This window comes from Burkholderia sp. MBR-1, from assembly GCF_013822785.1.
In the GTDB taxonomy this organism is placed as follows: domain Bacteria; phylum Pseudomonadota; class Gammaproteobacteria; order Burkholderiales; family Burkholderiaceae; genus Burkholderia; species Burkholderia vietnamiensis.
Genome location: NZ_CP053609.1, coordinates 137,782 through 160,920 on the forward strand (window position 1 = coordinate 137,782; position 23,139 = coordinate 160,920).

The 23,139-nt window shown below is 63.5% G+C and carries 30 protein-coding genes; 4 read left to right on the forward strand and 26 right to left on the reverse strand.

Going from position 1 to position 23,139, the window contains the following annotated elements; genetic code table 11:
- Positions 1-33 precede the first annotated feature (33 nt).
- Positions 34-2,421: a penicillin-binding protein 1A gene (locus tag MBR110_RS00630; protein ID WP_131753402.1), complete on the forward strand. Its 2,388-nt coding sequence runs from the start codon at positions 34-36 to the stop codon at positions 2,419-2,421.
- 70 nt (positions 2,422-2,491) lie between these two features.
- Here MBR110_RS00630 and cyaY read toward each other — a convergent pair whose 3' ends face one another.
- A complete protein-coding gene (cyaY, locus tag MBR110_RS00635) occupies positions 2,492-2,818 on the reverse strand; it encodes an iron donor protein CyaY (RefSeq protein WP_011883019.1) in 327 nt (108 codons plus the stop codon).
- 36 nt (positions 2,819-2,854) lie between these two features.
- On the opposite strand from cyaY, the gene lptM reads away from it, so the two are divergent.
- Positions 2,855-3,136, forward strand: a complete 282-nt coding sequence (lptM, locus tag MBR110_RS00640) for an LPS translocon maturation chaperone LptM (protein WP_034194009.1) — start codon at positions 2,855-2,857, stop codon at positions 3,134-3,136.
- Positions 3,137-3,234: 98 nt separating this feature from the next.
- Here the strand turns inward: lptM and msrQ are convergent, their stop codons facing one another.
- The 5 genes from msrQ to MBR110_RS00665 all read right to left on the reverse strand — a co-directional run bounded on the left by msrQ (position 3,235) and on the right by MBR110_RS00665 (position 9,293).
- Positions 3,235-3,927 (reverse strand): protein-methionine-sulfoxide reductase heme-binding subunit MsrQ, encoded by a 693-nt coding sequence (gene msrQ / locus MBR110_RS00645; protein WP_059567636.1) that lies wholly within the window; start codon positions 3,925-3,927, stop codon positions 3,235-3,237.
- A 23-nt stretch (positions 3,928-3,950) separates the two neighbouring features.
- The gene (gene msrP, locus MBR110_RS00650) at positions 3,951-4,946 is read right to left on the reverse strand and encodes a protein-methionine-sulfoxide reductase catalytic subunit MsrP (protein WP_069264791.1); all 996 of its coding nucleotides are present in this window, start codon (positions 4,944-4,946) and stop codon (positions 3,951-3,953) included.
- Between the two features lie 159 nt (positions 4,947-5,105).
- Positions 5,106-6,296 (reverse strand): c-type cytochrome biogenesis protein CcsB, encoded by a 1,191-nt coding sequence (ccsB, locus tag MBR110_RS00655; RefSeq protein WP_045579416.1) that lies wholly within the window; start codon positions 6,294-6,296, stop codon positions 5,106-5,108.
- Positions 6,297-6,300: 4 nt separating this feature from the next.
- The gene (locus tag MBR110_RS00660) at positions 6,301-8,517 is read right to left on the reverse strand and encodes a cytochrome c biogenesis protein ResB (RefSeq protein WP_045578591.1); all 2,217 of its coding nucleotides are present in this window, start codon (positions 8,515-8,517) and stop codon (positions 6,301-6,303) included.
- Positions 8,518-8,639: 122 nt separating this feature from the next.
- On the reverse strand, positions 8,640-9,293 hold the full coding sequence (locus MBR110_RS00665; protein ID WP_059735020.1) for a c-type cytochrome: 654 nt from the start codon (positions 9,291-9,293) through the stop codon (positions 8,640-8,642).
- Positions 9,294-9,510: 217 nt separating this feature from the next.
- Here MBR110_RS00665 and yihA point away from each other — a divergent pair, with 217 nt between their 5' ends.
- Complete coding sequence (gene yihA / locus MBR110_RS00670; protein WP_011883012.1) at positions 9,511-10,170, forward strand: ribosome biogenesis GTP-binding protein YihA/YsxC; 660 nt, start codon at positions 9,511-9,513, stop codon at positions 10,168-10,170.
- Between the two features lie 254 nt (positions 10,171-10,424).
- A complete protein-coding gene (gene hemB, locus MBR110_RS00675) occupies positions 10,425-11,423 on the forward strand; it encodes a porphobilinogen synthase (protein WP_011883011.1) in 999 nt (332 codons plus the stop codon).
- A 100-nt stretch (positions 11,424-11,523) separates the two neighbouring features.
- On the opposite strand, the gene dsbD is transcribed toward hemB, so the two are convergent.
- The 20 genes from dsbD to rplN all read right to left on the reverse strand — a co-directional run bounded on the left by dsbD (position 11,524) and on the right by rplN (position 22,985).
- Entirely contained in the window at positions 11,524-13,368 is a 1,845-nt protein-coding gene (dsbD, locus tag MBR110_RS00680) for a protein-disulfide reductase DsbD (protein ID WP_059622876.1), read from the reverse strand.
- Positions 13,361-13,684 (reverse strand): divalent-cation tolerance protein CutA, encoded by a 324-nt coding sequence (cutA, locus tag MBR110_RS00685; RefSeq protein WP_014722285.1) that lies wholly within the window; start codon positions 13,682-13,684, stop codon positions 13,361-13,363. The genes dsbD and cutA overlap by 8 nt, the downstream gene beginning before the upstream one ends.
- Positions 13,685-13,883: 199 nt before the next feature.
- Positions 13,884-14,279 (reverse strand): 50S ribosomal protein L17, encoded by a 396-nt coding sequence (rplQ, locus tag MBR110_RS00690; protein ID WP_006477175.1) that lies wholly within the window; start codon positions 14,277-14,279, stop codon positions 13,884-13,886.
- Between the two features lie 148 nt (positions 14,280-14,427).
- Complete coding sequence (locus MBR110_RS00695; RefSeq protein WP_006477176.1) at positions 14,428-15,405, reverse strand: DNA-directed RNA polymerase subunit alpha; 978 nt, start codon at positions 15,403-15,405, stop codon at positions 14,428-14,430.
- A 124-nt stretch (positions 15,406-15,529) separates the two neighbouring features.
- On the reverse strand, positions 15,530-16,153 hold the full coding sequence (gene rpsD, locus MBR110_RS00700; protein WP_014722284.1) for a 30S ribosomal protein S4: 624 nt from the start codon (positions 16,151-16,153) through the stop codon (positions 15,530-15,532).
- Between the two features lie 155 nt (positions 16,154-16,308).
- Positions 16,309-16,710, reverse strand: coding sequence for a 30S ribosomal protein S11 (rpsK, locus tag MBR110_RS00705; protein ID WP_004197937.1), 402 nt, complete (start codon positions 16,708-16,710; stop codon positions 16,309-16,311).
- Between the two features lie 28 nt (positions 16,711-16,738).
- Positions 16,739-17,104, reverse strand: a complete 366-nt coding sequence (gene rpsM, locus MBR110_RS00710; RefSeq protein ID WP_006752933.1) for a 30S ribosomal protein S13 — start codon at positions 17,102-17,104, stop codon at positions 16,739-16,741.
- Positions 17,105-17,142: 38 nt separating this feature from the next.
- On the reverse strand, positions 17,143-17,259 hold the full coding sequence (gene rpmJ, locus MBR110_RS00715) for a 50S ribosomal protein L36 (protein WP_004199844.1): 117 nt from the start codon (positions 17,257-17,259) through the stop codon (positions 17,143-17,145).
- A 20-nt stretch (positions 17,260-17,279) separates the two neighbouring features.
- The gene (infA, locus tag MBR110_RS00720; protein ID WP_004521905.1) at positions 17,280-17,498 is read right to left on the reverse strand and encodes a translation initiation factor IF-1; all 219 of its coding nucleotides are present in this window, start codon (positions 17,496-17,498) and stop codon (positions 17,280-17,282) included.
- Positions 17,499-17,507: 9 nt separating this feature from the next.
- On the reverse strand, positions 17,508-18,857 hold the full coding sequence (secY, locus tag MBR110_RS00725) for a preprotein translocase subunit SecY (RefSeq protein WP_006400642.1): 1,350 nt from the start codon (positions 18,855-18,857) through the stop codon (positions 17,508-17,510).
- Positions 18,858-18,899: 42 nt separating this feature from the next.
- The gene (gene rplO / locus MBR110_RS00730; RefSeq protein WP_006482880.1) at positions 18,900-19,334 is read right to left on the reverse strand and encodes a 50S ribosomal protein L15; all 435 of its coding nucleotides are present in this window, start codon (positions 19,332-19,334) and stop codon (positions 18,900-18,902) included.
- 26 nt (positions 19,335-19,360) lie between these two features.
- Complete coding sequence (gene rpmD, locus MBR110_RS00735; protein WP_006400644.1) at positions 19,361-19,543, reverse strand: 50S ribosomal protein L30; 183 nt, start codon at positions 19,541-19,543, stop codon at positions 19,361-19,363.
- Positions 19,544-19,558: 15 nt separating this feature from the next.
- A complete protein-coding gene (gene rpsE, locus MBR110_RS00740) occupies positions 19,559-20,077 on the reverse strand; it encodes a 30S ribosomal protein S5 (protein ID WP_006752931.1) in 519 nt (172 codons plus the stop codon).
- A gap of 15 nt (positions 20,078-20,092) precedes the next feature.
- Entirely contained in the window at positions 20,093-20,458 is a 366-nt protein-coding gene (rplR, locus tag MBR110_RS00745) for a 50S ribosomal protein L18 (RefSeq protein ID WP_006477183.1), read from the reverse strand.
- Positions 20,459-20,470: 12 nt separating this feature from the next.
- Entirely contained in the window at positions 20,471-21,001 is a 531-nt protein-coding gene (rplF, locus tag MBR110_RS00750; RefSeq protein ID WP_011883007.1) for a 50S ribosomal protein L6, read from the reverse strand.
- Positions 21,002-21,019: 18 nt separating this feature from the next.
- Positions 21,020-21,415 carry a 30S ribosomal protein S8 gene (rpsH, locus tag MBR110_RS00755; RefSeq protein WP_006477185.1) on the reverse strand — a complete coding sequence of 132 codons (396 nt, stop codon included), beginning with the start codon at positions 21,413-21,415 and terminating at the stop codon, positions 21,020-21,022.
- Positions 21,416-21,429: 14 nt separating this feature from the next.
- The gene (rpsN, locus tag MBR110_RS00760) at positions 21,430-21,735 is read right to left on the reverse strand and encodes a 30S ribosomal protein S14 (RefSeq protein WP_011883006.1); all 306 of its coding nucleotides are present in this window, start codon (positions 21,733-21,735) and stop codon (positions 21,430-21,432) included.
- A 7-nt stretch (positions 21,736-21,742) separates the two neighbouring features.
- Entirely contained in the window at positions 21,743-22,282 is a 540-nt protein-coding gene (gene rplE, locus MBR110_RS00765) for a 50S ribosomal protein L5 (RefSeq protein ID WP_011883005.1), read from the reverse strand.
- A gap of 16 nt (positions 22,283-22,298) precedes the next feature.
- Complete coding sequence (gene rplX / locus MBR110_RS00770) at positions 22,299-22,607, reverse strand: 50S ribosomal protein L24 (RefSeq protein ID WP_006477187.1); 309 nt, start codon at positions 22,605-22,607, stop codon at positions 22,299-22,301.
- A 9-nt stretch (positions 22,608-22,616) separates the two neighbouring features.
- Positions 22,617-22,985, reverse strand: coding sequence for a 50S ribosomal protein L14 (rplN, locus tag MBR110_RS00775; protein WP_006752929.1), 369 nt, complete (start codon positions 22,983-22,985; stop codon positions 22,617-22,619).
- Positions 22,986-23,139 lie beyond the last annotated feature (154 nt).

A 23,139-nucleotide genomic window follows, 5' to 3' on the forward strand; every position in this document is an offset into this window, starting at 1 on the left:
GCTATAATCGCGGGACTGTTTTCCGGTATGCCTATGCAATCCACGTCTCCTACGTCCCCGCCTCCCGCGCCCGAGCCGAAGAAGCGCCCCTGGTGGCTGAAGGCCCTGATCGGGCTCGCCGCGATGTGCGTGGCCATCGTCGTGGCCGGCGGCCTCGTGCTCGGCTATGCGCTCGTCGTCGCATGGCCGAACATGCCGTCGCTCGACGCGCTGACCGACTACCGCCCGAAGGTGCCGCTGCGCATCTACACGTCCGATCACGTGCTGATCGGCGAATTCGGCGAGGAACGGCGCGACATCGTCCATTTCAAGGACGTGCCGGATTCGCTGAAGAAGGCGATCCTCGCGATCGAGGACGCACGGTTCTACGATCATGGCGGCGTCGACCTCACCGGCATCGCCCGCGCGGGCTTCGTCGCGTTGACGAACGGCCATGCGTCGCAGGGCGCGAGCACGATCACGATGCAGGTCGCGCGCAACTTCTTCCTGTCGAGCGAAAAGACCTACACGCGCAAGATCTACGAGATGCTGCTCGCGTACCGGATCGAGCGCGCGCTGACGAAAGATCAGATTCTCGAGGTCTATATGAATCAGATCTACCTCGGCCAGCGTGCATACGGCTTCGCGAGCGCGGCGCGGGTCTACTTCGGCAAGGACCTGAAGGACATCACGCTCGCCGAGGCGGCGATGCTCGCGGGGTTGCCGAAGGCGCCGTCGGCGTATAACCCGGTCGTCAATCCGAAGCGCGCGAAGGTGCGTCAGGAGTACATCCTGCAGCGGATGCTCGAGCTGAACTTCATCACGCGCGAGCAGTACGACGAAGCCGTCGCGCAGCCGCTCGTCGTCAAGGGCGCGGGGCGCGAGTTCAGCGTGCACGCCGAGTACGTCGCGGAGATGGTCCGGCAGATGATGTACGCGCAGTACCGGGAAGAAACCTACACGCGCGGCTTCAACGTGGTCACGACGATCGACTCCGCCGATCAGCAGGTCGCGTACACCGCGCTGCGCAAGGGCATCATGGATTACGAGCGCCGTCACGGCTATCGTGGGCCGGAGGGCTTCATCGAGCTGCCGTCCGGCGCGGACGATCGCGAGCAGGCGATCGACGACGCGCTGCTCGAGCATCCCGACAACGGCGAGCTGATCGCGGCAGTCGTCACGGCGACGAGCCCGCGCCAGATCACCGTGGCGTTCATCGACGGCAGCAGCGCGACGATCGACGGCGACAATCTGCGCTTCGCGTCGAGCGCGCTGTCGGCCAACGCGCAGCCGAACCGCCGCATCCGGCCGGGCGCGATCGTGCGCGTCGTGAAGAACGACACCGGCAAATGGTCGATCACGCAGTTGCCGCAGGTCGAAGGCGCGTTCATCTCGATCGTCCCGCAGGATGGCGCGATCCGCTCGCTCGTCGGCGGCTTCGATTACAACAAGAACAAGTTCAATCACGTCACGCAGGCGTGGCGGCAGCCCGGCTCGTCGTTCAAGCCGTTCATCTATTCGGCGTCGCTCGACAAGGGGCTCGGGCCGGCCACCGTGATCAACGACGGCCCGCTGTATTTCAGCGCGGCCGAAACCGGCGGCCAGCCGTGGGAACCGAAGAACTACGGCGGCGGCTTCGAAGGCCCGATGTCGATGCGCACCGCGCTGCAGCGCTCGCGCAACCTCGTCTCGATCCGGATCCTGAACCACATCGGCACGAAGTACGCGCAGCAATACATCACGCGCTTCGGCTTCGACGCCGAGCGCCATCCGGCCTACCTGCCGATGGCGCTGGGCGCGGGCCAGGTCACGCCGCTGCAGATGGCCGGCGCGTACTCGGTGTTCGCGAACGGCGGCTTCCGCGTGAATCCGTATCTGATCGCCGAAGTGACCGATCCGAGCGGCGCGATCGTCGCGCGCGCGCAGCCGCTCATCGCCGAGCAGAACGCGCCGCGCGCGATCGACGCGCGCAACGCATACGTGATGAACAGCCTGCTGCAGAGCGTCGCGCAGCGCGGCACCGGCGCGCGCACCAACGTGCTCAAGCGCACCGACCTCGCCGGCAAGACGGGCACGACGAACGATTCGCACGACGCGTGGTTCGCCGGCTATCAGCACACGCTCGCGGCGATCGCGTGGATCGGCTACGACAACCCGCGCAGCCTCGGCGATCGCGAAACGGGCGGCGGGCTGTCGCTGCCGGTCTGGATCGACTACATGGGCGCGGCGCTGAAGGACGTGCCCGAGTTCAAGCCGACCATGCCCGACGACGTCCAGTCGCTCGGCGGCGAGCTGTACTTCACCGAGTTCACGCCGGGGCACGGCTTCGTGTCGACGGTCGGCGTACCGCAGGCGGCGACTCCGCAGAACGTCGACGAAGAAGCGCCGCATGTCGACGAGCAGGAAAAGCAGGACATCATGAACCTGTTCCGCGGCCACTGACGCGCGGCTCCCGGACACGAAAAAAGCGCCCGCGGGCGCTTATTTCATGCTGCTGCGTCGAGCACCGGCGTCACGCGCGGAACGTGATCGGCAGGCCGGCCTGTTGCGTCGCGTAGTCGGTCAGTGCGGAGAAGAATTCGGTGCCGGTGCGCGTATCGCGCCATTCGCCGTCCACGAACCGGTAGTGGAATCCACCGGCCTTCGCGGCGATCCACAGCTCCTTCATCGGCGGCTGCAGATTGACGATGATCTTCGAGCCGTTCTCGAACGTCAGCGTCAGCACGCTGCCGTTGCGCTCCAGATCGATGTCGTGATCGCCGTCGTTCGCGGCGTCGACGGTACGTTCCACGGCCGCCAGCACGGCCTCTGCGCGAGCCAGGTATTCAGTATCGGACATGCTAAACTCTATCGGTTAAATTGTTCAGGGACGATCATGCGAGTCGTTTTCCGGATGAGCGCGATTGTAGCGGCTTTGGCGATTCTTGCCGGCTGCGGTCAACGCGGTCCGCTCTATCTGCCCACCGTGCCCCCGTTGCCGGCCAAGCCCATTCAGCAGCAGGACACGCCGCCGTCGGACGTCACGCCGACCGATGAAAACGCGTCGTACGACAGCATCCCCGACTCTTCCGGCACGCCGCTGACACTGTCGCCGGAGCTCTCGAGCAGCACGTCGAAGGCGGCAACGGCAGCATCGAGCCCGGCGGCCGCGAAGTAATCGAGCGCTGCGCCGCTCGCGGTTCACCTGTCGACACGACAAAAGGCGATGACTCCCCGTCATCGCCTTTTGTTTTTCCGCGCGTGCGTCGTTCATCGTCACGCGCGAATGCGGCGTCGGCTCCATTCGAACAGCCGCCAGCCGAGCAGCACGGCGACGATCGCCGCGTACAGCTTCGGCTGCGCGAGATCGTGCTTGCCGGCCCGCATCCACCAGAAATGCAGCACGCCGAACAGCGCGATCGCATAGATCGCCCGGTGCAGCGTCGCCCAATGACGGCCGAGCCGGCGCGCCATCGCACGCGGCGACGTCGCGGCCAGCGGAATCAGCAGCACGAACGCGGCGAAACCGACGGTGATGAACGGGCGCTTGCCGACGTCCTTCAGGATCGCCAGCACGTCGAACCACTTGTCGAACCACACGTACGTCGCGAAGTGCAGCGTCGCGTAAAAGAACGCGAACAACCCGATCATCCGGCGAAAGCGCAGCAACGCGGCCACGCCCGTCATGCGCCGCAGCGGCGTGACAGCGAGCGTGGCGCAGAGGATCACGAGCGTCCACCGGCCGGTGGAGCGCGTGATGAATTCGATCGGGTTCGCGCCGAGCCGGTCGGTCAGCCCGAACAGCACCAGACGCGCGAGCGGGTAAAGGCCGGCCGCGAACACCAGCAGCTTGGCCGGCGCAAGCCAGCGCTGCGGCGCAGCCCGCGCCGCGGTGCCCGCCCGCGCAACACCGGCGGCCGCCGCACGCGGGCTGGACGCCCGCTGCGGCTCCAGCGTCGACGGATGCATGTCGTTTCTCACGGTCGTCGCACTCAGAAGTTCTTCTTCAGGTCCATGCCCTGATACATCGACGCGACCAGATCGCCGTAGCCGTTGAACATCAGCGTCTTGCGCTTCGGCGTGAAGAACCCGTCGTCGCCGATCCGCCGCTCGGTCGCCTGGCTCCAGCGCGGGTGATCGACATTCGGATTCACGTTCGAATAAAAGCCGTATTCGTTCGATGCGTAGGTGTTCCAGCTCGTCTTCGGCTGCTTGTCGACGAAGCGGATCTTCACCAGCGACTTCGCACTCTTGAAGCCGTACTTCCACGGCACGACGATACGCACCGGCGCGCCGTTCTGATTCGGCAGCACCTGGCCGTAGACGCCCATCGTCAGCAGCGTGAGCGGGTTCATCGCCTCGTCCATGCGCAGCCCTTCGGAGTAAGGCCAGTCGAGTACCGGCGTCGACAGCCCCGGCATCTGCGACGGATCGGCCAGCGTGACGAACTGCACGTATTTCGCGTTGCCGGTCGGCTGCACGCGCTTGACCAGTTCGGAGAACGGCACGCCGATCCACGGAATCACCATCGACCAGCCCTCGACGCAGCGCAGCCGGTACACGCGCTCCTCGAGCGGCGCCAGCTTCAGCAGTTCGTCGAGATCGAACACCTTCGGATGCAGCACCTCGCCTTCGACGCTCACCCGCCACGGGCGCGGCCGCAGCGTGCCGGCATTCTGCGCCGGGTCGCCCTTGTCGGTGCCGAATTCGTAGAAGTTGTTGTAGGACGTGATGTCCTTGAACGGCGTGACCTTGTCGGCCGCGACGAATTTCGGATTGGTCTTCGCCGCGAGCTTCGCGGCCCGCGCGTCGGGCGACGCATACGCGCCGAATGCCGCGCCGCTGCCGCCGAGCAATCCGCCCGCCGCCGCAAGGCCGGCCGCCTGCAATACGCGGCGCCGGTTCTCGAACACCGCGCGCGCGGTGATCTCGCTGGGCGCAATGTCGGCGCCGGTCAACAGGTTGCGCAGGGAATGCCTGATCCACATGGTGCTGCTCCTCATGCATGCGCGGCGCGCACGCTTCATCTGCGTTCGACCCGGCCCGTCATGCGCCGTTCGACGCGCGGCGCGCCCGTCGGTAACAAAAGAAAACCGCCGGGGCACGCAGTGCGCCGGCGGTCTTTTGTCGGACCCGCATCGGAAATCTTACAGCTTGCCGTAGCTGTGCAGCCCTGACAGGAACATGTTGACGCCGAGGAACGCGAACGTCGTCACGAGCAGGCCCGTGAGCGCCCACCATGCGGCGACCGTGCCGCGCAGCCCCTTCATCAGGCGCATGTGCAGCCACGCCGCGTAATTGAGCCACACGATCAGCGCCCAGGTTTCCTTCGGGTCCCAGCTCCAGTAGCCGCCCCACGCTTCCGCCGCCCACAGCGCGCCGAGAATCGTCGCGATCGTGAAGAACGCGAAGCCGACGGCGATCGACTTGTACATCACGTCGTCGAGCACGTCGAGCGTCGGCAGCCGATCGGCCAGCATGCCGCGTTCCTTCATCAGATACGCGACCGCCACCATCGCCGACAGCGCGAAGCTGCCGTAGCCGATGAAGTTCGCCGGCACGTGGATCTTCATCCACCAGCTCTGCAGCGCCGGCACGAGCGGCTGGATCTGCTGCGCGTCGCGCGCGACCGAGTACCACATCAGGAAGCCGACGGCCGCGCTGATCACGAGCAGCACGAACGCACCGAGCGCAGGCGTGCCGTAATGGCCCTCGTAATACAGGTAGAGCAGCGCGGTGATCAGGCTGAACAGCACGAACACTTCATACAGGTTCGACACGGGGATATGCCCGACGTCGGCGCCGATCAGATAGGACTCGTACCAACGTACCATCAGGCCGACGAAGCCCATCAGCACGGCGGCCCACGTGAGCTTCTGGCCGATCGCGGAGCCCGTCGCGGCGCGCGCGAGCAGGCCGATCCAGTAGAAGATCGTCGCGAGCACGAACAAGGCGCTCATCCAGAGGATCGCCGACTGGCTCGACAGGAAGTATTTCAGGAAGAACGCCGAATCGGCGCGCGCGAGGTCGCCCTGGTAGATCTGGATCGACAGCAAGGACAGCACGGCGATCGCCGCCATCAGCAGCCGCGCGGGTTTCCAGCGCCAGCCGAGCACGACGAGCGCCGGCACCGTGCCGATCATCACTGCCTTGTCGTAGTAATTCATGTGCTCGTTGTAGTGCACGAACGCATAGCCCGCGCCGACCACGAGCGCCAGCGCGAACAGCCAGTCAAGCACGGACAGGCGCGAGAGGAACGGACGGCCGTCGAACAACGGCGCCGGATTCGGGGCCTTGACGGTCCCCGGACGGGAAGAGGAGGCTTGAGTGAGATCCATGATGTTACCGGGTGGAATTCTCGGAATCGGAACCGCCGCCGACGGGCGGGCGGGCAGTTGCAGCCGCGCCGGCGGGCGCGGCGTCGCGGGGTGCGGCGCCCAGGGCGGCGCCGGCCGCATCGCGCGTCTGCACGAATTCGTTCTCGAAATCGAACGTCTTGCGCGCCGTGGACATCGCCATCACCACTTCGACGCCCGCACCGGCATCCTTGAGCCAGAACCACAGGCGCCGCTCGCGCACGTAGAACATCGAGAAGATGCCGGCGACCAACAGCAGGCTGCCAAGATACACCAGATTCTTGCCGGGCGCGCGCGTCAGCTGAAATACCGAGGCTTGCACCTGCTTGAAGGAATCGAGCTGCAAATAGACCGGCGATCCGTACAGGAAGCTGTCGGATAGCGCATTGATCGCGTTCTGCACGAAGCGGACCGTGTCGGCGCCCTGCTGGACGGCCGGCTCGCCGGCCCGCTCGCGCGCGATCTGCCAGACCTCCCACATCGAGCCCTCGAGCATGCGCAGCAGCAGGCTCGCCGCCTTTTCCTGCTCGGCTTTCGGCACCGACCGGTCGATGAAGGTGGCCACCGCCTGGAAGCCGCCGACCGGCTGCCCGTCCGCACCGCGACCGACGCTGTCGTCACTCGCCGCAAAGAGGGTCAACACCTTGAACGCGCTGTCCTGCAGCCGGCCGCGCAGCGACGCGTCGGTGGTCGGCAGCGAACGCTGGGCGAAACGGGCGGCGGCGTCCGCGCGCACCGCCGGATCCTCGAGCGCGGCGCGCAGGCGCATCCATTCGCCGATCGAATCCTCGCTGTCGGCCGGAATCCGCATGTAGCGGAACGCGTCGTTCGGGCTCGCGCGCACGCCCGCGAGGAACACGCGCGCGCCGCCCATGTCGACCGGCAGCATGTAGTTGTTGAACTCGCGCGCCTGGCCGTCCTTGCCGCGGATCTTGTACTGCACGGACGGCCCGATGTTATGAAGCTGCATCGGCTTCGACGTCTTCGCGCCCGAGCCGAGCCGTTCGTCGAACGCCTGCTTCAGCGACTCCGTCTTCGCCACGCCGCGCACGTCCGGCTTGCCGTTCGCGTCGGCCATGTTCTCGACGTTGATCGCGCGGAAGTCCGAGAACTCGATCGTGTCGCCGTCGCTGCCCGGCATCTGCAGCGGCGCCGTGCTGCCGATCGTGCCCTTCACGGCGAACGTCTTCGCGGTGTCGCCCGTCATCGGATAGGCCGTCATCTGCATCTGCGAGCCGCCGTCCTGGAAGCTCGACTGATAGATCGACACGCCCTTGTAGGTGAACGGCTTGTTCACTTCGACGCGCGCCGGAATCTTCCGGCCCGTCTCGCGATCGATCACGACGATGTCGCTCGCAAACAGCTTCGGCATCCCGGTCGTGTAGTAATCGACGATGAACTTGTTCAGCTGGATCGAGAACGGCAGGTCCTGGATCAACGAGCCGTTCGGCTGGTTGAGGATCGCGGTGGACACGAACTGGCCTTCGGGCACCCATGCGTAGCCGCGGAACGTCGGGTTCGACGCGGACAGCCGGTGATCGGGCGAGATCTCGCTGATCGTCGCGCTCGTATTGACCGGGCTCTTGCCGAACATCCACATCTGGAATTTGATCGGCAGGTTGCTGTCGAGCAGGCCGCCGATACAGATCACGACGATCGCCAGGTGCGCGGAAATGTAGCCCCACTTCGTCAGCGCGCCGCGTTTCGCGGAGATCAGCGTCGCGCCGTCGGTTTCGCGCACGACGTGCTTGTAGCCGCCCTTCGCGACGAATGCGGCGAGCGTCGCCGCGACGCTCGCGCGCGTGCCGGCAACGGTGTATTCGGCCTTGTGATGGAACGCGCGCAGGCTGCCTTCGCGGACCTTGTCCTTCCAGCTCTTCGCGTCGGCGAGCATCTTCGGCGCGTTGCGGATCACGCACAGCGAGATCGACGCGACCAGGAAGATCAGGATCAGCATGAACCACCACGCGCTGTACACGTTGTACAGGCCGAGCGAGCGGAAGATGTCCGCCCAGAACGGCCCGAACTGGTTCACGTAGTTCGGATAGGGGTCGTCCTGGGTCAGCACCGTGCCGATGATGCTCGCGATCGACAGCACCACCAACAGTGCGATCGCGAAGCGCATCGAGCTGATCAGCTCGATCGCGCGCCTGGACGCACTTTGACCCGACTTCGACTGCAACCCCGACGTGGTAACGCTCATTCAAACTCCGACTGACAACAAAAAAGGGCAAGGCGGCCGCAAGCATGCGGCGCCCCACCCTTTTCTTGTTCTGACTCCGGCCGCCGTTCCGGCGACCGGTCATTCCATTCGCGACGGACCGCTCAACGCAGGCCCGCGATGTAATCCGCCACGGCCTTGATCTCGGTGTCCGACAGACGCGAGGCGATCTGATGCATCGCCTCGTTGTTGTTGCGCGCGCCGGCACCTTGCTGGAACGCGGTCAACTGGGCCACCGTGTAATCGGCCCACTGCCCCGACAGACGCGGGTACTGGACCGGTATCCCTTGCCCCGTCGGCCCGTGGCAGCTCGCGCAGGCCGGTACGCCCTTTTCCGCGATGCCGCCGCGATAGATCTTCTGACCGATCGGCACGGTCGCCGCATCGCGTGCGGTGCCGAGCTTGGTCGTTTGCGAGCCGTAATACGCGGCGACGTTGCGCATGTCGTCCGCGCTCAATGCGCTCGCAAATCCGACCATCACCGAATTGTTCCGCGCCGGCCCCTTCGCGCCCGGCTGCGTCTTGAAGTCGCTCAACTGCTTGACCAAATATTCGGGATGCTGACCGGCGAGCTTCGGGAAACTGCCCGACGCACTGTTGCCGTCGGCGCCGTGACACGACGCGCACACCTGCCCGGCAATCGCCTTGCCGCGGTCCAGATCCGGCTTTGCCGCACCTGCCGCATTTGCCTCCGCCACGAAACCTACGAATCCTGCTGCAACCTGAAGCACCATCAGAGACTTGCACAGTCGATTCATTCGCACACCCTGTTTCGTCTTGTGGGAATTTGAGGTTCTGCAAAAAACGACGTCGACCAGTCTACCGCAGAAGCTGCATAAAAGCGCGAGGCGGGCGCCCGCAACCCTTCGGCAAAACCGCCGTATTGTACAATATCGCGTTGAAAGCTCCCGCGCCTATCGGGGCTACCCCGCCTCCACCAAGCGGCTCGCGCCGCCCGTCCCACCGGTTTCCCCCATGGCCTTTTTGCTCCATCAAGCTCGCTTCTACACGACCGTCAACCATCTGCGCGACCTGCCGCCGACGGTGCAGCCGGAAATCGCATTCGCGGGCCGTTCGAATGCCGGCAAATCGACGGCGATCAACGTGCTGTGCAATCAGAAGCGACTCGCGTTCGCGTCGAAGACGCCCGGTCGCACGCAGCACATCAACTACTTCTCGGTCGGCCCCGCCGCGGAGCCCGTCGCGAACCTCGTCGACCTGCCCGGCTACGGCTATGCGGAAGTGCCCGGGGCCGCGAAGGCCCACTGGGAAATGCTGCTGTCGTCCTATCTCGCGACGCGCTCGCAGCTCTGCGGCCTGATCCTGATGATGGATTCGCGCCGCCCGCTGACCGACCTCGATCGCCGGATGATCGAGTGGTTCGCCCCGACCGGCAAGCCGATCCACACGCTGCTGACGAAGTGCGACAAATTGACGCGACAAGAGAGCATCAACGCGCTGCGCAACACGCAGAAAGGGCTCGACGCGTACCGCGACCAGGGCGTGAAGGGCAAGCTGACCGTCCAGCTGTTCTCGGCGCTGAAGCGCACGGGGCTCGACGAGGCGCACGAATTGATCGAGAGCTGGCTGCGGCCGTCCGTCGCCGACGCAGAAGGCGCACCTGTAGCACAATGAACGGGCAGCGCTCGGCCGGCAGCGGCCGGGCGCACCTGACGGTGTCTGCGGATTCGGCCGGCTCATAAAAAAACCCGCCGTCGAACGGCGGGTCAAACAGCCTAATCGAAAAACGACAGGCACCCGCTCAGGGAGGAGAAGCGGGGAGCAGCACGCAACGCGCGCCGCTCGATCGCTATCATATACCAACGATCTCGAAAATGACCTAAGGGATCCGTAAGGTCCTTCTTGCCCCGATTTCATTCACATCGCACATGAGCTTCCATCCTCTTCATCGTCCGCGCCGCATGCGCCGCGACGACTTCTCCCGGCGCCTGATGCGCGAAAACCGCCTGACCACCGACGATCTGATCTATCCGGTGTTCGTCGTCGACGGCACCAACCAACGTCAGCCGGTGCCGTCGATGCCGGGCGTCGAGCGCGTGTCGGTCGATCTGCTGATGCACGTCGCCGAACAGTGCGTCGAACTCGGCGTGCCCGTGCTGTCGCTGTTTCCGGCCATCGAAACGTCGCTGAAAACGCCTGACGGCCGCGAGGCGGCCAACCCGGAAGGGCTGATTCCGCGCGCGGTGCGCGAGCTGAAGAAGCGCTTCCCCGAACTCGGCGTGCTGACCGACGTCGCGCTCGATCCGTACACGAGCCACGGCCAGGACGGCGTGCTCGACGAGAACGGCTACGTGATCAACGACGACACGATCGAAATCCTGATCGAACAGGCGCGCGCGCAGGCGGAAGCCGGCGTCGACATCGTCGCGCCGTCCGACATGATGGATGGCCGCATCGGCGCAGTGCGTGAAATGCTCGAAAGCGACGGGCATATCCATACGCGCATCATGGCCTATTCGGCCAAGTTCGCGTCCGCGTTCTACGGTCCGTTCCGCGACGCGGTCGGCTCGGCGTCGAATCTGGGCAAGGGCAACAAGATGACCTACCAGATGGACCCGGCGAACAGCGACGAAGCGTTGCGCGAGGTGCGCCTCGACATCGACGAAGGCGCCGACATGGTGATGGTCAAACCGGGCATGCCGTATCTCGACATCGTGCGCCGCGTGAAGGACGAGTTCCGCTTCCCGACGTACGTGTACCAGGTGAGCGGCGAATACGCGATGCTGAAGGCGGCCGCGATGAACGGCTGGCTCGACCACGACAAGGTCGTGCTCGAATCGCTGCTCGCATTCAAGCGTGCGGGCGCCGACGGCGTGCTCACGTACTTCGCGCTCGATGCGGCGCGGCTGCTGAAGGCGCAGCGCTGAGCCGCGCTGCCGATCGGCACGCAGGATGAAAAAACGGCGGGACACCGAAGTGTCCCGCCGTTTTTTTGTGCGCTGGGCGGCCAGGTCGGTCCAGCTCGGATCAGACCGTCGGCACCGCTGCGCGATCGAGGCTGCGCAGGAACGTGTCGGCTGCCTGATAGCCGACCACCCGGCCGATCTCGTTACCGTTGCGATCGAAGAAGATGATGCCCGGCGGGCCGAACAGGTTGAACCGCTTGAGCAGTGCCTGATCGTCGGAATTGTTCGCGGTGACGTCCGCGCGCACCAGGTGCAGCTGCGCGAGCCGCGCCTGCACGCGGGAATCGGTGAACGTCAGATGCTCCATCTCCTTGCAGCTCACGCACCAGTCCGCATAGAAATCGAGCATCACGGGCCGGCTCGACGCCTTCAGCAGCGCATCGAGCTCCCCGCTGGAGCGCACCGCCGCGAACGCGGGCGCGGCCTGCCCGGCCGCCTGGCCGGCCGCCGACGTCGCAGCGCCCGACGCAACCGTACGCGCGGCCAGCACGGCGAGCGGCTTCACCGGATCGGTCGAACCGGCGGCCAGGCCGACGAGCAGCGTCGCCGCCCAGATCGCGAGCGCGGCGCCGAGGCCGCGGCCGAACCGGCGCCAGATGGAGGCGGCTCCGGCATGGGGCGTGAACAGTCCGAGCGCCGCTGCGGCGATCAGCAACCACAACGCGGCGAGCATCATCTTCAGGCCGCCCGCCAGCACCGGCCATACGATCCAGAGCGCGGCGGCGAGCAGCACGATGCCGAAGAACACCTTGACGCCATCCATCCATGCGCCGGCGCGCGGCAGCACCGTGCCGGCGCCGAGCCCCACGACGAGCAGCGGCACGCCGAGCCCGAGCCCCATGGCGAACAGCGCCGCGCCGCCGAGGAACGCGTTGCCGGTGTGCGCGATGAAGGCGAGCACCGCGAACAGCGGCGCCGTCATGCATGCGCCGACGACCAGCGCCGACAGTGCACCCATCGCGGCAACCGCGGCGAAATGGCCGCCCTGGCGCGCGCTCGACACCTGCGCCGCGCCGTTCTGCCAGCGCGCCGGCAGCATGAGGTCCTTGCCGGAGATCAGCGACACCGCGAACGCGGTCAGCAGCAAGCCGAAGGCGCCGAGCACCCAAGGATTCTGCAGCCACGCGCCGAGGCTCTGGCCGACCAGCGCGGCGGCGATGCCGAGCGCCGTATAGACGAGCGCCATGCCGACCACATACGTCAGCGACAGCGCAAAGCCGCGCGCATGCGTTGCGCGCGTGCCCTGGCCGATGATGATCGCGGAGACGATCGGAATCATCGGGTACGAACACGGCAGCAGGCTCAACACGACGCCTGCGACGAAATACAGCGCGACGATCGTGAGGAAGCCGTGCCCCTCGAGCAGCGATTGCGCGAAATCCGCGCTGGTGACCTTGTCGAACCAGCTGCCCGATGCGGCCGCGCCGTCAGCCGCTGCGGCCGCGCCGAGCGCCGCGCCGTCGATCTTCACGACGTGTTCGGCGGGCGGGTAGCAGATCCCTTCGTCGGCGCACCCTTGCGACGTCACCGTGAGCTCGAACGGCCCGGCCGCCTGCTTGACCGGCACGTGGACCACGACGTCGTCGCGATAGGTTTCGACTTCCTTCTGGAACGTCTGGTCGAACTTCACGTGGCCGGGCGGAAACTGCGGCGCACCGAGCGTCGCATTGCCGCTCTTCACCGCGAACGCGAACCGCTCGCGGTAAAGGTAATAGCCGTTGGCGATCTTGAAGCGGACGTCGACCTGTCCCGGGGCTTCGCTCGCGCTGAACTTGAATGCGACCGACGGATCGAGAAAATCGTCGGCCGCGCGCGCGACCGACAGGCCGCCCAGCACCAGCACGAACGACAACAGAGCCGCGAATGCGCGCAGCGCGCGCACGGAAAGCGCCATACCGTTAAACATGAAATAGACGTTGAGTTTCGCTCGTCACCCACTGGCCGTACGCGGCAGAGGCCGCGGCCTGCCACGAGACGATTTCGGGCGTCTCGTAAGGATGATGCGCGAGGATGAATCGCTCCAGTTCCAGCGAGCGCACCGCGCTCGTCTTGAACAGCAACTGGATCTCGTCGGCCGTTTCGACCTTGCCCTGCCAGTGATAGCGCGACTTGATCGTACCGAGCTCCGATACGCAGGCGGCAAGCCGCGCGTCGAGCGCGCCGGTGGCGAGGGCCTCAGCCGTTGCTGCATCGGGCACCGTCGTCAGCATCAACACCACCATACGCACTCTCCTGGCTGATTTCCGCGCTTCGGCCGCCCGCTGCGCGCACCTCGCGCCCTCGACAGCCCCTTATCGTAGCGCAGCGCGCGCAACGTTGCCGGCAGCGGCCGGTGAAAATCGATCGCGACGCGGCGCCGCCAAAAAGCAAAAAGGGCCAAGCAATTGCTCGGCCCTTTCGGATTCTGCTACGTACCGAAGCTTATTCAGCTTCTTGCACGTTTTCCGTTTCGTCGACTTCCGGACGATCGAGCAGCTCGACCAGTGCCATCGGTGCGTTGTCGCCGACGCGGAAGCCGAACTTCAGCACGCGCAGGTAGCCGCCCGGACGGTTCGCGAAACGCGGACCGAGGACGTCGAACAGCTTCGCGACCGAGTCACGATCGCGCAGGCGGTTGAATGCCAGGCGACGGTTTGCCAGCGACGGCTTCTTGCCGAGCGTGATCAGCGGCTCGACGACTTTACGGAGTTCCTTCGCCTTCGGCAGCGTCGTCTTGATGACTTCGTGCTCGATCAGCGAGTTGGACATGTTACGGAGCATAGCCAGACGGTGGCTGCTCGTGCGGTTCAGTTTCCGCAGACCATGACGATGGCGCATTTCAGTTTCCTTGATTCAAAGTTTTGATCCAGCTCTTCTATCGCACCTCGACGGGTGCACGGGCCGGTAACGAAAAAGGCAAGATGCGGATTTTAAAGGAAAATCCGCATCTTTGCCAACTACGACTACAGCGCAGCTACAGTCGGGCTTACTTGTCGAGACCAGCCGGCGGCCAGTTTTCGAGCTTCATGCCCAGCGTGAGGCCGCGCGAAGCCAGCACTTCCTTGATCTCGTTCAGCGACTTGCGACCGAGGTTCGGCGTCTTCAGCAGTTCGTTTTCCGTGCGCTGGATCAGGTCGCCGATGTAGTAGATGTTCTCGGCCTTCAGGCAGTTCGCGGAACGAACCGTCAGCTCGAGATCGTCCACCGGACGCAGCAGGATCGGATCGATCTGCGGTGCACGCGACGGTGCTTCGGCAGCCGTTTCCGTGCCTTCCAGCGCCGCGAACACGGACAGCTGGTCGACCAGGATGCGGGCCGATTGACGGATCGCCTCTTCCGGGGTGATCACGCCGCTCGTCTCGATGTTCATCACGAGCTTGTCGAGGTCGGTACGCTGCTCGACACGTGCGCTTTCGACTGCATAGCTCACGCGGCGAACCGGCGAGAACGATGCGTCGAGGACGATGCGGCCGATGATCTTGGCCGTGTCTTCGCCGTAGCGACGAACGTTGCCCGGCACGTAGCCGCGACCCTTCTCGATCTTGATCTGAACGTCGAGCTTGCCGCCCTTCGACAGATGTGCGATCACGTGATTCGGGTTGATGACTTCGCAATCGTGCGCGAGCTCGATATCGCCGGCCGTGACGACGCCTTCGCCTTCCTTGCGCAGCGTGACCGTGACTTCGTCACGGTTGTGCAGCTTGAACACCACGCCCTTCAGGTTCAGCAGCAGGTTGACCACGTCTTCCTGCACGCCGTCGAGCGTCGAATACTCGTGCACCACGCCGGCGATCGTCACTTCGGTCGGCGCGTAGCCGACCATCGACGACAGCAGCACGCGGCGCAGCGCGTTGCCCAAGGTGTGGCCGTAACCGCGTTCGAACGGTTCCATGACCACCCTCGCGTGGTTCTCGCCCAGCGATTCCACGGCGATGATCTTGGGTTTCAGCAAACTGGTTTGCATGGGCTTTCCTTTTCAATACCCTCGGCTCGTTACACCGATAAGGCTGACCGGTAACAACCAGAAAATAAACAGCCGAGGCCCCTCCTTGCGAAACGCAATCGGGGTACCTCGGCCGTCAATCGGATTAACGCGAATACAATTCGACGATCAGGCTTTCGTTGATGTCGCCTGCGATGTCAGCGCGTTCCGGCATTTGCTTGAACGTGCCTTCGAACTTCTTCGCATCGACTGCAACCCAGCTCGGCATGCCGCCTTGCTCGGCGAGCGACAGCGCTTCGATGATACGCGCCTGCTTCTTCGCCTTTTCGCGGATCGCGATCACGTCGCCAGCCTTCACTTGTTGCGACGGCACGTTCGCGACGACGCCGTTCACGGTGATCGACTTGTGGCTCACCAGCTGACGCGCTTCTGCGCGGGTCGAGCCGAAGCCCATGCGATACACGACGTTGTCGAGACGCGACTCGAGCAGTTGCAGCAGGTTTTCACCCGTGTTGCCCTTGCGGCGGTCGGCTTCAGCGAAGTAGCGGCGGAACTGACGTTCCAGCACGCCGTAGATACGCTTGACCTTTTGCTTTTCGCGCAGCTGCGTACCATAGTCGGACGTACGAGCGCCCGAGGTACGGCCGTGCTGACCCGGCTTGCTGTCGAGCTTGCACTTGTCGGCGAGCGAGCGGCGCGCGCTCTTCAGGAACAGGTCGGTGCCTTCACGGCGGGACAGCTTGGCCTTGGGGCCGATATAACGTGCCACGTTGCATTCCTTTATCAATCGGTCACGCGGATCGAAATCCGCGCTAGTTCGCGCCCTTTGGGGCGAACGGTGGGCTTAGTCAATCAAAAAAGCAACGCCCGTCGGCGCTATGCGACGACAGGCAATGCGCCAGCACGAACGTGCCAGCAGCATTCTTAGATACGACGGCGCTTCGGCGGACGGCAGCCGTTGTGCGGAATCGGGGTGACGTCCGAAATCGCGGTGATCTTGATGCCGAGGCCGTGCAGTGCGCGCACTGCCGACTCACGACCCGGGCCCGGGCCCTTGATCCGCACTTCCAGATTCTTCACGCCATATTCCATCGCCACACGACCGGCCGACTCAGCAGCAACCTGAGCAGCGAACGGCGTCGACTTGCGCGAGCCCTTGAAGCCCTGGCCGCCCGACGTCGCCCATGCCAGAGCATTGCCCTGACGATCGGTGATCGTGATGATCGTGTTGTTGAACGACGCGTGAACGTGCACCACGCCTTCAGCGACGTTCTTCTTGACCTTCTTGCGAACGCGTTGCGCCGCGGTGTTCGAAGCCTTAGCCATTACGTTTTCCTGTAACTGTCAGTTCCGCTTACTTCTTCAGCGCTTGCGCTGCACGACGCGGACCCTTGCGGGTACGTGCGTTCGTACGCGTACGCTGACCACGCATCGGCAGGCCCTTGCGATGACGAACACCACGGTAGCAACCGAGGTCCATCAGGCGCTTGATGTTCATCGTCACTTCACGGCGCAGGTCGCCTTCGACGATGAACTTGCCCACTTCCTCACGCAGCTTTTCGAGGTCTGCGTCGGTCAGGTCCTTGACCTTCTTCGAGAATTCCACGCCAGCTGCCGAGCAGATGCTGCGCGAGCGCGTGCGGCCGATACCGAAGATTGCCGTCAGGCCGATCTCGGTATGCTGGTGATTCGGGATGTTAACCCCTGCGATACGAGCCATTGTTTTTCCTCAAACAAAAAGCGCAAACAAACGCGCGGTCAGCCTTGGCGCTGCTTGTGGCGCGGATCCGAGCTGCAGATCACGCGAACGACGCCTTTGCGCTTGATGATCTTGCAATTGCGGCAAATGCGCTTAACCGATGCCATCACTTTCATGATAATACCCTTTTTTCAAATCACTTCGCCCGGAACACGATCCGCGCACGAGACAGATCGTAAGGCGTCAATTCAACCGTGACCTTGTCGCCCGGCAAGATACGGATGTAGTGCATCCGCATCTTCCCGGAGATATGCCCCAACACGACATGGCCGTTTTCCAGCTTCACACGGAAGGTCGCATTCGGGAGGTTTTCGATCACCTCACCCTGCATCTGGATTACATCGTCTTTGGCCATAGTCCTTAATTAACGCATTGGGATGTTGCCGCCCTTGAAGTTTGCCTTCTTGAGCAGCGACTCATACTGTTGCGACATAACGTACGACTGCACCTGCGCCATGAAGTCCATCGTGACGACGACAATGATCAGCAGCGACGTTCCACCAAAATAAAACGGCACGTTCCAGCGCAGCACCAGGAATTCCGGCAGCAAACAAACGAAGACGATGTAGATCGCACCGGCCAGCGTCAGACGCGTGAGGATGCGGTCGATATATCGCGCGGTTTGGTCGCCCGGACGGATGCCAGGAACGAACGCCCCGCTCTTCTTCAGGTTGTCCGCGGTTTCCCTGCTGTTGAACACCAGTGCGGTGTAGAAGAAGCAGAAAAACACGATCGCCAGCGTGTACAGCAGCACATAGACCGGCTGGCCCGGCTTCAGCGCCTCCGCGACGTTATGCAACGTGTTGGAGATCCAGCTTCCCGACGGTTGACCCGTGCTGAACCAGCCGAGAATCGTGGCCGGGAACAGGATGATCGACGATGCGAAGATCGGCGGAATCACGCCCGACATGTTCAGCTTCAGCGGCAAGTGCGACGACTGGCCACCGTAGATCTTGTTGCCGACCTGGCGCTTCGCGTAGTTCACGAGGATCTTGCGCTGCCCGCGTTCGATGAACACGACCAGGTAAGTCACCGCGGCGATCAGAACGACGATGATGATCGCCGAAATGATGCTCATCGAACCCGTACGCACCAGCTCGAACAGCCCACCGACGGCATTCGGGAACCCTGCTGCGATCCCGCCGAAGATGATGATCGAGATGCCGTTGCCGAGACCACGCTCGGTGATCTGCTCACCCAGCCACATCAGGAACATCGTGCCGGTAACCAGCGTCACGACCGTCGTCAGCCGGAACAGCATGCCGGGATCGATCACGAGGCCAGGCTGGTTTTCCAGCGCAGCCGCGATACCGAACGCTTGGAAGGTCGCGAGCACCACGGTGAAATACCGCGTGTACTGCGTGATCTTCCGTTGCCCTGCCTGCCCTTCCTTCTTCAGCGCCTCGAGCTGCGGCGAGACGATCGCCAGCAACTGCATGATGATCGATGCCGAGATGTACGGCATGATCCCCAGCGCGAAGATCGTGAAGCGGGACAGTGCGCCACCCGAGAACATGTTGAACATGCCCAGGATGCCGCCCGCCTGACTCTGGAACAGCTTCGCCAGTTGATCCGGATCGATGCCCGGCACGGGGATGTGCGCGCCGATGCGATAGACGATCAGCGCCAGGAGCAGGAACATCGCTCGCCGACGCAGATCGCCGAATTTCGCCGTGCTTCGACCGGGTTTTGCAAGACTCGGGCTGTTAGCCAAGTACCTTCTCCGATGAATGCAAGTAACGACGCGCTACGCGTGTCACTCGGCGAACGAACCGCCAGCCGCTTCGATCGCAGCGCGCGCACCCTTGGTGGCGCCCAGACCCTTCACGACGATCTTGCGCTTCAGTTCGCCCGTCGCGATGATCTTTGCGCTCTTCGTCAGCTCGCCGACCAGGCCGGCTTGCTTCAGTGCGAGCAGATCGATTTCATCGACCGGCAGCTTCTCGAGGTCGCCCAGGCGCACTTCACCGACGAATTCCTTCGTCAGCGACGTGAAGCCGCGCTTCGGCAGACGACGTTGCAGCGGCATCTGACCGCCTTCGAAACCGACTTTGTGGAAGCCGCCCGAACGCGATTTCTGCCCCTTGTGACCACGGCCAGCCGTCTTGCCGAGGCCCGAACCGATGCCGCGGCCGACGCGACGCTTGGCGTGCTTTGCACCAGCGGCCGGCTTCAGGTTATTCAATTCCATATCAACTCCTTGATCCGTAGGGCCGCTTACGCGATGACCTTAACGAGGTACGAGACCTTGTTGATCATGCCGCGGACCGCCGGCGTATCCTGCAGCTCGCTAACCGAGTTGAGTCGGCGCAGGCCCAGGCCACGCACGGTCGCACGGTGCGATTCGCGGGTCCCGATCAGGCTCTTCACGAGCTGAACCTTGACAGTTTTTTCAGACATGGTGACCACCCGGGCTTAGCCCAAAATATCTTCGACGGACTTGCCGCGCTTCGCCGCGATGTCTGCCGGGGTCGACTGCTTGCGCAGACCGTCCAGCGTGGCGCGAACGAGGTTGTACGGGTTCGTCGAACCGTGGCTCTTCGCCACGACGTTCTGCACGCCCATCACGTCGAACACTGCGCGCATCGGGCCGCCGGCGATCACGCCCGTACCTGCCTTCGCCGGAGCGAGGAGGACTGCGGATGCGCCATGCTTGCCGTGCACTTCGTGCTGCAGCGTGCCGTTCTTGAGCGGCACCTTGAACATGTTGCGGCGAGCCTGTTCCATTGCCTTCTGGACAGCGACCGGCACTTCCTTCGCCTTGCCCTTGCCCATACCGATGCGGCCATCACCATCGCCGACCACGGTCAGTGCGGCGAAGCCGAGAATACGGCCACCCTTCACGACCTTGGTCACGCGATTGACCGAAATCATCTTTTCGCGAAGGCCGTCGTCGCGTTCGTCAGCCTGAACTTTCGCTTGCATCTTTGCCATGACGAATTCCTTCCCTTAGAACTTGAGCCCAGCTTCGCGAGCTGCCTCAGCCAGCGCCTTGACGCGGCCGTGGTAGCGGAAGCCCGAGCGGTCGAAGGCGACGGATTCGATGCCGGCAGCCTTTGCCTTTTCGGCAATACGCTTGCCGATCAGCGTCGCGGCATTAACGTTGCCGCCCTTGCCCGACTTGTCGGCGAGTTCGGCGCGCACTTCTGCTTCGAGCGTCGACGCGCTGGCGAGCACCTTGGTGCCGCAGGGCGAGAACACTTGAGCGTAGATGTGCGTGTTCGTGCGATGCACGGCGAGACGCGCGACCTGCAGCTCAGCGATCTTGATACGCGTCTGGCGAGCGCGGCGCAGGCGAGATTGAGTCTTATCCATGATTGCGCACCCTTACTTCTTCTTCGTTTCTTTGAGGATCACAACCTCGTCGGAATAGCGCACGCCCTTGCCCTTGTAGGGCTCCGGCGGACGGTAACCGCGAACTTCCGCAGCTACTTGACCGACTTGTTGCTTGTTGATCCCCTTGATCACGATTTCGGTTTGCGTCGGAGTTTCAGCCTTGACGCCTTCCGGCATCTGGTGCACCACCGGGTGCGAGAAACCCAGCGACAGGTTCAGCTTGTCGCCTTGCGCTTGCGCACGGTAACCGACGCCAACCAGCGTCAGCTTGCGCTCGAAACCCTTGGTCACGCCGTGCACGGCGTTCGCGATGATCGCGCGCATCGTGCCCGACATTGCGTTTGCTTCGCGGCTTTCGTTGACCGGCGCCAGATTCAGCGTGCCGTCGTTGTTCGCCACGTTCACGAGCGGATTCACCGGCTGCGTGATGGTGCCCAGCGGGCCCTTGACGGTGATCGCACCGTCGGCCAGCTTGACTTCCGCGCCTTGCAGCGCGATCGGGCTCTTACCTACTCGAGACATGTTTCTCTCTCCTCGGCTTTAAGCGACGTAGCAGATGACTTCGCCGCCGACGCCGGTAGCGCGCGCCTTGCGGTCGGTCATCACGCCCTTCGGCGTCGAAACGATTGCCACGCCCAGGCCGTTCATGACCTGCGGAATGTCGTTACGACCGCGGTACACGCGCAGACCAGGCTTCGACACGCGCTCGAGGCGTTCGATGACCGGGCGACCTGCGTAGTACTTCAGCGCGATATTCAGTTCGGACTTCGCACCTTCCGCCTTCACGGCGAAATCGTCGATATAACCTTCGTCCTTCAGGACTTGCGCGATTGCAACCTTGACCTTCGACGAGGGCATCGCGACCGATACCTTCTCGACCATCTGCGCGTTGCGGATGCGAGTCAGCATATCGGCGATAGGATCACTCATGCTCATTTACGTTTCTCCTATTACCAGCTCGCCTTGGTCAGGCCAGGAATCTCGCCACGGAATGCGATTTCACGAATCTTGTTGCGCGCGAGGCCGAATTTACGGAACGTGCCACGCGGACGGCCCGTGATCGCGCAGCGGTTACGCTGGCGGGTCGGGTTCGAGTTGCGGGGCAGTTGCTGCAGCTCCAGGCGTGCTTCGTAGCGCTCTTCTTCCGACTTGCTTTGGTCTTCGACGATCGCCTTCAGCGCTTCGCGCTTTGCTGCGAACTTCGCGACCAGGCGGGCGCGCTTCTTTTCACGTTCGATCAGTGCCAGTTTAGCCACGGTAACCTCAGTTTCTGAACGGGAACTTGAAGCTGGCGAGCAGAGCCTTTGCTTCGTCGTCGGTCTTCGCAGTCGTCGTGATGCTGATGTTCAGCCCACGCAGTGCGTCGATCTTGTCGTAGTCGATTTCGGGGAAAATGATCTGCTCTTTCACACCGATGTTGTAGTTGCCGCGGCCATCGAAGGCACGACCCGACACGCCGCGGAAGTCACGCACGCGGGGCAGGGCAACGGTCACGAAACGGTCGAGGAATTCGTACATCGCACGGCCGCGCAGCGTCACCATCGCGCCGATGGGATAGCCCTGGCGGATCTTGAAGCCTGCGATTGCCTTGCGTGCCTTCGTGACGACCGGCTTCTGACCGGCGATCTTCGTGAGGTCGCCAACGGCGTTCTCAATGACCTTCTTGTCAGCGATCGCTTCGCCAAGACCCATGTTCAGCGTGATCTTGGTGATGCGCGGCACTTCCATGACCGACTTGTAACCGAACTTCTCGATCAGGCCGGGCACAACCTTTTCTTTGTAAAACTCTTGAAAACGAGCCATTTTTTACTCCGCTGCGTCAGGCGCTCAGTACGGCACCGGTCGTCTTCAGGAAGCGAACCTTCTTGCCTTCCTCGACCTTGATGCCAACACGCGACGCCTTGCCATTCGCGTCGACCAGTGCGACGTTCGAAATATGCAGGGGCATCGTCTTCGCTTCCACGCCGCCCGTCGTACCCTTCATCGGGTTCGGCTTCACATGCTTCTTGACGAGGTTGATACCCTCAACCGTCACATGTTCAGCACCGACAGCCAGCACGACGCCGCGCTTGCCCTTGTCCTTGCCAGTGACGACGATCACTTCGTCACCTTTGCGAATCTTGTTCATCGCGACTCCTTACAGCACTTCCGGCGCCAGCGAAACGATCTTCATGAATCGTTCGCTACGCAGCTCACGCGTCACCGGCCCGAAAATGCGGGTGCCGATCGGCTCAAGCTTGTTATTCAAAAGCACAGCGGCGTTGCCGTCGAACTTGATCAGCGAGCCGTCTTGACGGCGAACACCCTTGGCGGTGCGGACCACCACGGCGTTGTAGATTTCGCCTTTCTTCACGCGCCCGCGCGGCGTTGCTTCTTTGACGGTCACCTTGATGATGTCGCCAATGCCGGCATAACGACGCTTCGAGCCGCCGAGCACCTTGATGCACATGACTTCACGCGCACCCGTGTTGTCGGCTACTTCGAGCCGAGATTCGGTCTGGATCATGGTTTGTCTTTCCCAACTTAATCCGGATGCACCACCATGATGCATACGGTCAGTCTTGGTCCCGTCAGCCAATCGGCTGCTTGGGTTGGAACAGCAGCGACGGCAAACGAAACCCGCCATCGCAATTCGGTGAATCTTTCGGACAGGCTGGCGC

Coding starts and splice junctions, on each gene's coding strand:
- MBR110_RS00630 (WP_131753402.1), top strand. CDS start 34: ATGCAATCCACGTCTCCTACGTCCCCGCCTCCCGCGCCCGAGCCGAAG.
- cyaY (WP_011883019.1), bottom strand. CDS start 2,818: ATGTCCGATACTGAATACCTGGCTCGCGCAGAGGCCGTGCTGGCGGCC.
- lptM (WP_034194009.1), top strand. CDS start 2,855: ATGCGAGTCGTTTTCCGGATGAGCGCGATTGTAGCGGCTTTGGCGATT.
- msrQ (WP_059567636.1), bottom strand. CDS start 3,927: ATGCATCCGTCGACGCTGGAGCCGCAGCGGGCGTCCAGCCCGCGTGCG.
- msrP (WP_069264791.1), bottom strand. CDS start 4,946: ATGTGGATCAGGCATTCCCTGCGCAACCTGTTGACCGGCGCCGACATT.
- ccsB (WP_045579416.1), bottom strand. CDS start 6,296: ATGGATCTCACTCAAGCCTCCTCTTCCCGTCCGGGGACCGTCAAGGCC.
- MBR110_RS00660 (WP_045578591.1), bottom strand. CDS start 8,517: ATGAGCGTTACCACGTCGGGGTTGCAGTCGAAGTCGGGTCAAAGTGCG.
- MBR110_RS00665 (WP_059735020.1), bottom strand. CDS start 9,293: ATGAATCGACTGTGCAAGTCTCTGATGGTGCTTCAGGTTGCAGCAGGA.
- yihA (WP_011883012.1), top strand. CDS start 9,511: ATGGCCTTTTTGCTCCATCAAGCTCGCTTCTACACGACCGTCAACCAT.
- hemB (WP_011883011.1), top strand. CDS start 10,425: ATGAGCTTCCATCCTCTTCATCGTCCGCGCCGCATGCGCCGCGACGAC.
- dsbD (WP_059622876.1), bottom strand. CDS start 13,368: ATGTTTAACGGTATGGCGCTTTCCGTGCGCGCGCTGCGCGCATTCGCG.
- cutA (WP_014722285.1), bottom strand. CDS start 13,684: ATGGTGGTGTTGATGCTGACGACGGTGCCCGATGCAGCAACGGCTGAG.
- rplQ (WP_006477175.1), bottom strand. CDS start 14,279: ATGCGCCATCGTCATGGTCTGCGGAAACTGAACCGCACGAGCAGCCAC.
- MBR110_RS00695 (WP_006477176.1), bottom strand. CDS start 15,405: ATGCAAACCAGTTTGCTGAAACCCAAGATCATCGCCGTGGAATCGCTG.
- rpsK (WP_004197937.1), bottom strand. CDS start 16,710: ATGGCTAAGGCTTCGAACACCGCGGCGCAACGCGTTCGCAAGAAGGTC.
- rpsM (WP_006752933.1), bottom strand. CDS start 17,104: ATGGCTCGTATCGCAGGGGTTAACATCCCGAATCACCAGCATACCGAG.
- rpmJ (WP_004199844.1), bottom strand. CDS start 17,259: ATGAAAGTGATGGCATCGGTTAAGCGCATTTGCCGCAATTGCAAGATC.
- infA (WP_004521905.1), bottom strand. CDS start 17,498: ATGGCCAAAGACGATGTAATCCAGATGCAGGGTGAGGTGATCGAAAAC.
- rplO (WP_006482880.1), bottom strand. CDS start 19,334: ATGGAATTGAATAACCTGAAGCCGGCCGCTGGTGCAAAGCACGCCAAG.
- rpmD (WP_006400644.1), bottom strand. CDS start 19,543: ATGTCTGAAAAAACTGTCAAGGTTCAGCTCGTGAAGAGCCTGATCGGG.
- rpsE (WP_006752931.1), bottom strand. CDS start 20,077: ATGGCAAAGATGCAAGCGAAAGTTCAGGCTGACGAACGCGACGACGGC.
- rplR (WP_006477183.1), bottom strand. CDS start 20,458: ATGGATAAGACTCAATCTCGCCTGCGCCGCGCTCGCCAGACGCGTATC.
- rplF (WP_011883007.1), bottom strand. CDS start 21,001: ATGTCTCGAGTAGGTAAGAGCCCGATCGCGCTGCAAGGCGCGGAAGTC.
- rpsH (WP_006477185.1), bottom strand. CDS start 21,415: ATGAGCATGAGTGATCCTATCGCCGATATGCTGACTCGCATCCGCAAC.
- rplE (WP_011883005.1), bottom strand. CDS start 22,282: ATGGCTCGTTTTCAAGAGTTTTACAAAGAAAAGGTTGTGCCCGGCCTG.
- rplX (WP_006477187.1), bottom strand. CDS start 22,607: ATGAACAAGATTCGCAAAGGTGACGAAGTGATCGTCGTCACTGGCAAG.
- rplN (WP_006752929.1), bottom strand. CDS start 22,985: ATGATCCAGACCGAATCTCGGCTCGAAGTAGCCGACAACACGGGTGCG.